Raw genomic sequence first — 10598 nt, forward strand, 5'->3', positions numbered from 1 at the left:
TTTATTCCAGATCTCCATATTTAAGGACTTTATTGATTGAGTGAATAAGAGTCCGGTTGGACAGATTATTACTATAAGAAAGATTTGTGGTAGTGGTATTTCCTTTCGAATCCCGGAGAAGAAGTCCGGAGGCCTGCCTGGTCACTGAGATATACTCCTTTCCTCCTTCAAGATTGGTCAGCAGAGTTTCTACAGAAAGGGCATCATCAGTCTTTCCATCTGCGGCAATTGTCTTTTTATTGAGGAGATGGTATTTGATAAACTTCGATACCTTTTCCGCATCGCCTTGTGCCGGATTAAAATTCGGAACACCGGTAGCTGCATTGCCAGGAAGGATTTCATCCCGGACAGCCTGCTCTATAGCGGCATTGGTGGGTACAAACAGGGTGTAAAAGCTCCCGGCTGCCGTTCCGGAGATCACTTGTGACGCCTGGGTATAAACGAGGGAGTTTAACAAATAATTATAAAAATGGCTAAACTGTGCAGGCATTGATGCAGCGAGCTTCTGCAGATGGAAACCAATTTCCTTTTCAGTGAATTTCAGTATCCCGTGGGTGTAGTAAACAGGTCCGTTAATGGTATTTTCCACCTTGTCTATCGTGACCGCGTCTCCGGCGTCTTCATTTCCGGCTGCATATACCTTCCCATTTTTATACTTGATATATTCTTCGTTAAAAGTCTGTAAGATGCCTTCCCCCGACAGGTCGGGAACTTTTTCGGGAACTACCGAGTTTTGTACAATCCGGTATACCCTGTTCCTGGAAATCTCCGCGTTCTGCTCAACTCCGTTGAGCGTATAAGCCCATCGCAGGAATTGTGTGTTATAACTATAGCCCTCATTCGCAAACTGACCATTGGAAATAAGGAAAAGGGTATAACCGATAGAAGGGTTGATCAAAGAGTATTTGAGGCTCGTTTCATCCAGCGCTTTAGTCATCAAAGAATATTGAGGATCCAGGTATGGCTTAGAATAAACCGTTCTAAACACATTGGCCTTCTGAACTTCATTCGTGGCATAAAACATCCCGTTACTCATCAGCTTTTTCTCCATGATATTAGCGGCTGAGAAAGTTGCGGTTTCATTCTGGCTGTTCTTTAAACTGCCAAGTTTCCCGGGCCAGAGGGTTGCGGTCCACATATGGCTATTGATAAAATCAGTAAGCAGGGATTTGGGAGCGTCTTTGAAAGATCCGTATTTATCTTTCAAGATTCCGCCTTCTTTATATAAAAAGGTCTCAAGAGCATCGTTGGTGGGTACAACAAGAGTGAATCCGTCAGTCTGGGGATCTGTTGTATTGTTGGTATAGTTTTCGCTGTTCGGCGCAAAAGAGAGCAAGCTGCTATACAACTTCGCATACACTTTTTCTGACGACCCGGTCAGTACGTTGTATCTATGCGTAAGGTCGGGAATCTCAGTATAGGTGACCAGATAGTCATCCAGTAATTTCTTAAATTCTGAGTAATCAGCATTCGATGCAAGTTGTTCGTCGATAGTTCTCAAAGGAGTAATCACCTTATCTATTTCATGAATGACTCCGTTTTCAGCCAGGATATCCGCGTTGACAACTTTAGCTCCGGCAACATTAAATCCCGAAGGTACTGACCCAGGGAAAAGGGTAGTATAGTCGTCGTCGGTCACTCCCTTATTATCCATAAAACCCTTTATGAAGTAGGGGACATGTTTATTGTTATTATCATTAAGGATATAGACTCCTGAATTAACCCCGTCGGGAGCAATGGAATTCCCATCCACAATTTTATCTATGCCATCCTTCTTTGGACCTTCTTTTACAAAATCATAATAAGCGGTACGCCGTTTATAGGCAGAATTGGGCACTGGTCCGCTTGCCGCCTGATAATTTGTAAGCTGATCCTTCCGGAATGCATCTATTACAAGTGAATATTTCACAATTGCCCGGGCCTGCTCTTCGCTGATACCGGCAACTGTGGTAAGCTTATTCTCCGAAAGAAATGCCTGGAATGCGTCGTCGTTAGGGGCAAATACAGTCCACCATCCCTGGGAGCTCAGGATATTCTTGTACCCTGCTTTATCTACGACCGACAGAAACGAGGTAAAATTCTTCCTTGCCTGCAACTGCTGGTAAATCGGGTCGCCCAACCATTCCGGCCGGTCGTAATAATCGTTCCACTCCTTTTTACTACACCCGGATGCAAGGATGAGCAGGAGAATGCAGATTAAGAATTTTGGTACTAATCTATTCATATTTAATTAATTGGTTATTTGGTCAGGCGAGCCTGTGTTTATAATCGTTAAAAGAACACTTAAAATAATATATAAAGAGGGACAGGGCCGGCTATGTACGTTGCAAGCGGCTATATCATGGCCCCGAAGGGTCGTATGTTAAGAAAAAGTGTTTGCTCCTGATTTAATCAGGCTATGACAGGCGTTCGTTACTTAAAGTAAGCTTTTCCCATATTTATTAGTTTAAATTTATATTCGGTTATACTATGTTCAGTCTGGTTGGCTTATAATTAACCTAATTTAGGATAAGGTTAAAGGACCGGCAACCTGCTGCATCCTGCTTCATTGGAAAATTGCCAGGTAAAAAGACAGAAGTGTTTCACTTGAACACTTCTATAACGTTTTAGCTATTTTTAAAAAATTTCATTTTTTTTATATAAAGGGAGAATGGCCGTTTAAAAGCAGGGTATTTTGCTGGAATAGTGGCGGATAGGCATCCCAAAACTCACTGAACAAAGTAATATTCCCCAACGTAAAAACGACTCAGGAAGCGCCGACTTTCATCGCATACGCTTCCTGAGAGGGCTTATCTAAGCCTTTTTTAATATCCAAAATTCTGATCCCAGTTGTTCCTCGTCTTTAATTCATTTTGGGGAATTGGTAAAAGCAAATCCCTCTTGGTAGGTAATTGCCCGTTTGTCTTGGAATGGTAATGACGTGCGAATTCTGCTAAGGTAGCTATAGCGTCTGTTTCACCCCATCTAACCAGGTCAAAATACCGACGCCCTTCTCCTATAAATTCGTACTTCCGTTCTTTTTTTATATCATCAAATGTAGGATTAGCTGGCAGTGCACCAATGCCGGCCCTTGTCCTGATCTTGTCTACATAATATTTAGCCGCTGAGGCTTTACCATTCCTGATTAACGCTTCAGCATAAAGGAGGAAAACATCTGCATCTCTTATGATAGGAAAATTACGGGGATAATCATTCCATGATTTTATTTTGGAGTCTGTATTGTCCTTTTCAAGGAATTTGGTCACAATATTTTTTGCCACCCAGGCCCGTTTTGTTACATCTGTACTGTTCCAAAAACCACTGTCAATACTTACGTTGAGACGCAAATCCTTATTTGCCTTCATTTCTTTTATCAACAGGGTATCTACCCGCATATCCTGCCCTTGTTGCGTGTAGTTGGAGAATGCCCATTCAGGAAATGGGGTCCCGGAAGAACTGGAACTGGTGATATATCCGGGCAAGCTTGATCCCGTCAGGGTGTTTCCTGAGGAAAACTGTATTGAGAAAAGATCGTACTTATTTTCATTTGTGAGAGTAAACAGGCCGGCATAGGTGGGACCGAACCTGGTTTCTACATCAGCGATAATCCCGGAAAAGACCGACTCCGCTTTTGCGTAGGCACTGGCATCATTTTGCGGATAGCCAGCCATTGTCATATATACTTCTCCGAGAAGGGCATTTGCCGCAAGGCTTCCAACCCTGCCTGCATCAGCGCCTGTATAGATCTTCGAAAGATTCGCAGCTGCATACTGAAGATCTGATATGATCAGGTCGTAGATCTTCGTTTCCGGTTCCCTGACGAGTAATACAGCATCCCGGTTTTCGATCGGCTTGGTTACAATGGCCACAGGTCCAAAAGCTCTCACCAATTCAAAATAAGCATAAGCGCGCAGGAATGATGCTTCTGCCCGGTATCGCATGTATTCTCCGTCATTTGTACGGATAAGCAGGTTATTAGCATCTTTGATCATAGCGTATAACCTGGCAAAGATGGCAGAGACAGTTCCGGAGTTAGGTGAGATAAGATATTTTCTTAGCTCGAGCTGATCATTTTGAGCTGAAGTTTCTCCCGCTATATAAAGCAGGTCGGAACGATTCTCTGAGGCAAGCCAGAAATAGTCAGTAGCAAAATCTGTATTGGTGCCATTCCGCCCCAGATGTGCGTAAATACCAAGAGCAGCCTGTTTCACCTCAATTTCCTTTGCGTAAAATTGTCCGGCAGTATTGTTTTCGACTGGCATAATATCGAGATTACTTTTACAGGCTCCTAAAACAAGAAATCCCGATAAGAAAGTGAGGAACTGATATAAATTTAATGCTTTCATCTCTTCAAAGTTTACAGGGTTAAAATGTTACGTTTAAGCCAAAGGAAAATGTTCTCGCCTGAGGATAAGATCCCCAGTCGGAAGAAGCATTGTCCTGACTGGCGGCTTCGGGAGAGAATCCGGGATAGTAATTATCCCACATGTAGACATTATCGATGGACGCGTAAAGCCTGGCCCTGCTCAATATTTTGCTTTTAAGTTTAAGGTTATATCCAAATGTGATATTTTTAATTCTCAGGTAACTGGCATCGTACAGCCAGTTCGTATCGTATTCACTGGTGACAGCAGAGAAGAAAGCAGGTACTTTCCCGTTACCGGGTTCCTCTTCAGACCAGTAAGCTTTTGTTAACCACTGCTCCATGTATTCCCACCGCGGGTCATTTGTTGCCCGGTTCCATCCCCTGGATCCGATAGACAGCAGATCGCCGCCGGCACGTCCCTGAAGGAGTACAGACAAATCAAAATTACGATAGGAAAATGAGTTGGTGAGCCCCCATTCAAAATCCGGCTGATAGCTGCCGGCCACTACATAATCAGATGCGTTGATCTTTCCATCGCCACTGACATCCAGATATTTAGTATCACCTGGCTTCTGACCAGAAAAGACAGGGACTTTAGCCACCCAGTTTCCGCCGGCATCCTTGTCAAAATCACTTTCTCTCAGAACTCCTGTAGCCTTCAGCAAATAATAAGAGTTAATTGGGCTTCCAACGCGCTGAATAATGGTGCCCCCCTGCCCGATTCTTATGTCGTTGTTATTAGAGCCGAGACTCGTAATCTTATTCCGGTTAAGGGAAAGATTAAAGGAGGTATTCCATCTGAACTTTCCTACCAGATTAGCAGAATTCAGCTCAATTTCAAGTCCCTTATTTTCCACATTCCCTACATTATCCATCATATCAGGGAAACCGGTGATAAGAGAAACTGGAGTACTTAACAACAGGTCGACGGTCTTTTTATAATAGAAATCGAAGGACATAAAGATCCGGTCACGGAAGATCCCGAGATCTATCCCTCCATTATAACTATTTGTCTTTTCCCACCGGAGCAGTGAATTCGAAATATTTCCCACAATGAACCCGTTGCCAATTGCCTGAGGATCTCCATAGGGATAGTTAAGAGCTGACATGCTCGAAAGAAATGCAGAAGTGCCAATTCTGTCATTACCGGCCTGGCCCCAGCTGCCCCGTATCTTTAAAGTTCCCAGCCAATCGATATCCTTCAGGAAAGACTCTTCATGAAGCTTCCACCCGGCTGATACCGCCGGAAACCATCCCCAATGGGTATCTGGCCCAAACTTTGAGGAACCATCACTTCTCAATGAAGCGGACAGCAAATATCTATCTTTAAATGCATATTGCAAGCGGCCAAAGTAGGAGATCAGTTTATTTTCAGTAAATCCAATATTATTGTAATTGACAGTAGTTCCTCTTGTATTGGTAAATACCCAGGATTTATCATCAGGGAAACCGGTCTTTCCCTGATCTGAGGTTTCTTGCTGGAAGGACTCTTCACTCATCCCCAGCAAACCTTCTATCGAGTGGTTCCCGAAGCTTTTGTTATAGGAAGCCGTAAGCTGGGTTAGAAGGCTGTTACTTGCTGTGGTCTGATATCTGGAAGATGAGAGAGATCCGGGAGTGGCCGTGTTCCAATTACCATTTATCCACGTAGGACTATAAGTCCTCTCCCGGTTGCCTCTGTAGTTCCATCCCAACAGCCCATTTACATCAAGTCCTTTGGCGATATTTAAAGTAGCATTCAATGCGGTATTTAAGCGTGTATCCCGATTATAGCGCTCATTGTATTCAGCCTGCACATACGGACTTACGTTATTGGCACCCGGGCCCCAGCCATCATAAAACTTATAAGGATCGGCACCGGCCATTTTGCCTGCACCGGCTGGCACCCATCCCGGGAAGCTCACAGAACGGGCTACAGCATTGTCTTTTCCATCTACATTCGCTCCGTCACGTAAACCTACGGAGGGCGCCAGACTGAATCCGACCTTAAGACGACTGTTTATTTTTGCATCAAGGTTAGCACGAACAGAATACCGGTCGAAGGATGATCCGTAAATAATACCTTCCTGGCTAAAAACACCGCCTGACAATGAATAGCTTAAGTTATCTGTTGCCCCCGATGCATTTACCTGTAAATCTCTTGTGGGTGCGGTTCTGAATATTGCATCCTGCCAGTCTATCGGCTCAAGTGCGCTGGTTCCCCAATAAGGATCGTAAATCCCATAAGCGGCACGCTGGCTAAGCAAAGAATCACGGGTTCCGTATAATCTGCCTGTTTTACTTCTTAATAATGCGATTCTTTGTTCCTGACTTGCATTGGGATTTTCATTTGGATTATTGATCCTCCATTGCCGGTCATACCATTTTTTATTGAACTCGATCCATTGCTGGGGAGTCATCACATCCAGCTTTTTCTCTGGATTGGAAAGGGCAGTATAAAATGAAGTAGTAATTACAGGCTTCCCTGTTTTACCTCTTTTTGTAGTCACCAGAACTACACCGTTGGAACCACGCGAACCGTAAATAGCAGCAGATGCTGCATCCTTAAGAACGTCTATTGATTGTATATCATTTGGATTAATTCCGGAAAGATTATCCAATGGCACACCATCAACCACATATAAAGGAGTAGCGGTTCCCGCGATAGAGGCTGCTCCACGGACATTGATAGTAATATCGCTGCCCGGCGATCCGGATGTGCTTCTTACTGCCACCCCAGCCATCTGTCCCTGTAAAGCTTGCTCAACACGGTTAATGGGGCGTTCCTCGATTGCCTCGGCAGTTACCTTTGCAATTGATCCGGTAACATTGGGTTTCTTTTGAGTTCCATAACCAATCACGACTACTTCCTCCAGTGCTTTTACATCCTCTTTTAAGGATATATCAATCTTAGACCGGCCACCAAGAGAGATTTCCTGAGTAGCAAAACCCAGGTAAATGACCACTAATGTGCCATTCTCCTGAGCGGCCGGAACATGTAATGTGTACATACCCGCTGCATTTGTTACGACCCCGATCTGGGTTCCCTTGATTTTTATACTTACTCCGGGAAGCGTTTCCCCTGTAACGGTTGTGACCTTACCCGTTACCGTATGATCAGGCTGTTGCGGAAAGTAGGCTTCTAACGTTTGCTGAATATCTACAGCCTCTTTTTTCTTCATCCTGCTCAGAACGATCTGATCATTCACTACCTCATACTTAATCCCCCTGATATAAAGAAGGGAGTTCAATACACTGACCAGCTTGTCGCCTTCTGCTTTAAGACTAACCTCCTGTTCTGTATCGATAATGTCTTTGCTATACACGAACCTTACGTTTGCAGCCTTCCCGATCTTATGAAGGGCTTCCTGCAAACTGGCTGATGCAAGATCAACCCTGACCGTATTATTCAGCACTCCCTGTGCCCTCCCAGATCCGGCATAAGAGACGCCCGAGAGGATAAATAACACGATAATCTGACTTAATGTGATTCTCATAATGTACAACAAGTCTTTAGGAAGTTGTAAATAAAATTCCATACCTTTAATTGTTTTATTTGATAAAAAATGAGACAATAAGAAAGCTGGCGCACGACGAAATGCACTATTACCAGCTTACCGGTTAAGAAGTGTGCGGGCACTTCTTAACCTTATTTTTAATTAATCAAGGATTTATTTTTCTATGTCATGTCAAAAATAGTTTTAGTAATTGGCTGCTAGTTTGAATTTCCTGTTATCACTATCCTGTTATCCGTTATTTCACAATTCACATCAAGAGATTTGCTGATCATTTCGAGAATGACAGGTAAGCTTTGACCGGTAAAATCGGCATTGAGAGTATAGCCCTGGAATCGCTGATCGGTTATATTGATCTTCACATTAAACGTTTCGCTGAGTACTGCAGTGACATTGCTTAGTGGCTCATCCTTGAAAGACACGCTTCGCTTCTCCCAGATTTTCAAATCGCTTCCCTTTTCCTGTTCTTTCCTGATGTTCCGGCTGCCAGACTGGTATACGGCTTTTTGATCTGAGAGCAGCGTCACACCTGGCATTTCCTGTTTCCCATTTTTCTGAACATACACGAATACCTTCCCGCTCACTACCGATACCTCAGATTTGCGGGAGCCTCCGTAAGCCTTAACATTAAAACTTGTACCTAATACCCTGGTGCAAAGCTCCCCTGAGTGAATGATAAAAGGCCGCAGCTTATCCTGTTTTATATCAAAGAAGCACTCTCCCTGAAGGTTTACTTCCCGGGTTTTATCGCCAGGCTTACTTAAGAAGGTAAGAGAGCTCGATTTTTTCAGCCAGACAGAAGACCCGTCAGGAAGTATATACTTCTTAAGTGAAGATGACCTGTTACTCAGCGTAACATTGCTTTGAAAAACGGGATTGCCCTCTCTCCGGCTATTGCTAAAATAAAATGTAAAAACTAAAAATATCAGGAAAGCAGCGGCTGCAAGAGATACAAGAGGGTACAAACCACGTACCTTACTGTGCTTTTCCTGAGAAATAATGCGATGATCATACTTCAGATTTCCCCTGATCTTACCAAGCATCCTGTCTTTCAAGACCTCCTGCTGATCCTCCGGCAGGCTTTCCACGGGATCCGGGCTTTCTTCAAATGAAGCGTACCAATTCAGCAGGAATTCTTCCTCTTCTTTACTGCACTCGTTCCTCAGATATTTATCTATTAATTGGTTTGGAATCTTTTCCTTCATACAAGATATCGTGCAAAAAGATATAATCAGTTAATATGTAAGTGAGCCGGGAGCAGCTTAGCCCCTACTCCCATGAAGATTTTTTTTAAAAATATTATGTCGATGCGACATCTCACTGCCCGGATGAAATGATCAGGAGAAGGATGTTCACATATTTCAGACTCACGCGCAGAATACGTAATGCCTTAGTGAGGTGGTTCTCAACTGTTTTTTCGGAGATACCTAATGCGGCTGCTATCTCTTTATTAGTCTTATATTGTTTTCTGCTGAGCTCAAACACAGAACGGCATTTATCAGGTAAATGATCAAGCTGCTTGTTCAGGCTTCTTTCGAGGTCGTTGAGGTTAACAACATCCTCCGTTGAATTATCATGAGAGGCAGATCCCGCAGATAAAAACGCTTCATATTTTTTCCTGCTGTCCTGTTTACTGAAATAAGCAAATACCATGTACCTGACAGAGTTATACATGTAATTCTGAAACGAGGTATGGATGTTTAGTTTTGCACGGTTTGTCCACAAACTGGTAAAGAAATCCTGCACGATCTCTTCCGACGCTTCCCTTACTCTTATTCTTTTGAAGGCTTCTGAATATAGCTTAGCCCAATACCTGTTATAGAGCTCTTCAAAAGCTGCGATATCGCCATCTAAAAACAATTCCACCAAATCCTGATCTGTGAGCTTATTGATTCGCCTCATGGTTCATTGGTTCATAGGGTTAACATAATGGTTACACCTTCCTGTAGCCTACAACTATTAGTTTTTTAAAATAAGCGCACTAATGCCACTTTGGCAACCTGCTCTGTCCTGCTCATAGCTCCGGCGATGTGTCGCACGCATTAAAGTTGTAAGTAGTCAGTTATAATTAGCAGTAAGTAGAAACCGCCTGAAATACTTTCTTTTGCTAAACAGGCGTTCACTTCATCTTCCACATACTACTAATATAAAAAAAGACAGTGATAATTACATTAAAAATATTGTCATGCTTCGCGGGCCGTGGGCTCCAAGAACAAGGGATTGCTCTATATCAGCAGTTTTGGAAGGGCCGGCAATGAAAGCTCCGAAACCAGGATTCTGTGTTTCCGGCATCTGGTAAGCTTCGTGCATGGTGTTGATAATTTTTGTTTTTTCTAAGACCAGGACCAGGTGCTGTGTGATAAAAGGAAGGATGCGCTGAATCATATTGGTTTCGGGCACCCACATTGACCCGTTTTCTGCCACTCCCAGTTCAGCTTTGAGTACAGCAAGATTAACATCCTGCAAAGAATGCGGATCGGGATCAGGAATTTCTGTCTCAGCGATATCAGACAATTCTGTAAAGGAAGAAACCGCCCGGCCGGGAGATAAGAATAGTTTCGCTATATTCTCCTTCAGTTCCTCAAAGTCTTTCACTTCGAATACACGGCTTCCTATAGCAGTAGCTACTGAGATGAATTTCTCAACCTTACCAACCTGGGAAACAGGAGGAATATTGAGCTCAGGAAGCGGAACAAGAGATGGCTGATTTGCTGCAACGGCGGCGAGTATTTTTTCTCTGCTGGTCATGACGTATAGGA

General features: G+C 43.5%; 6 protein-coding genes. All 6 read right to left on the bottom strand.

The genetic code is table 11. From position 1 onward, the window contains the following. Position 1: 1 nt before the first annotated feature. The gene (locus DDR33_RS19355) at positions 2–2224 is read right to left on the bottom strand and encodes a fasciclin domain-containing protein (RefSeq protein ID WP_109417449.1); all 2223 of its coding nucleotides are present in this window, start codon (positions 2222–2224) and stop codon (positions 2–4) included. Between the two features lie 580 nt (positions 2225–2804). Next, the gene (locus DDR33_RS19360; RefSeq protein ID WP_109417450.1) at positions 2805–4325 is read right to left on the bottom strand and encodes a RagB/SusD family nutrient uptake outer membrane protein; all 1521 of its coding nucleotides are present in this window, start codon (positions 4323–4325) and stop codon (positions 2805–2807) included. 19 nt (positions 4326–4344) lie between these two features. Further along, positions 4345–7863, bottom strand: coding sequence for a SusC/RagA family TonB-linked outer membrane protein (locus DDR33_RS19365; protein WP_238387868.1), 3519 nt, complete (start codon positions 7861–7863; stop codon positions 4345–4347). Positions 7864–8039: 176 nt separating this feature from the next. Further along, a complete protein-coding gene (locus tag DDR33_RS19370; protein ID WP_109417451.1) occupies positions 8040–9044 on the bottom strand; it encodes a FecR family protein in 1005 nt (334 codons plus the stop codon). A gap of 112 nt (positions 9045–9156) precedes the next feature. Beyond that, on the bottom strand, positions 9157–9741 hold the full coding sequence (locus tag DDR33_RS19375; protein ID WP_109417452.1) for an RNA polymerase sigma-70 factor: 585 nt from the start codon (positions 9739–9741) through the stop codon (positions 9157–9159). Positions 9742–10005: 264 nt separating this feature from the next. Then, the coding region (locus DDR33_RS19380; RefSeq protein ID WP_317047459.1) for a LutC/YkgG family protein at positions 10006–10598 on the bottom strand (593 nt) is incomplete at its 5' end.

The organism is Pararcticibacter amylolyticus (genome assembly GCF_003130405.1).
GTDB classification, from domain to species: Bacteria; Bacteroidota; Bacteroidia; order Sphingobacteriales; family Sphingobacteriaceae; genus Arcticibacter; species Arcticibacter amylolyticus.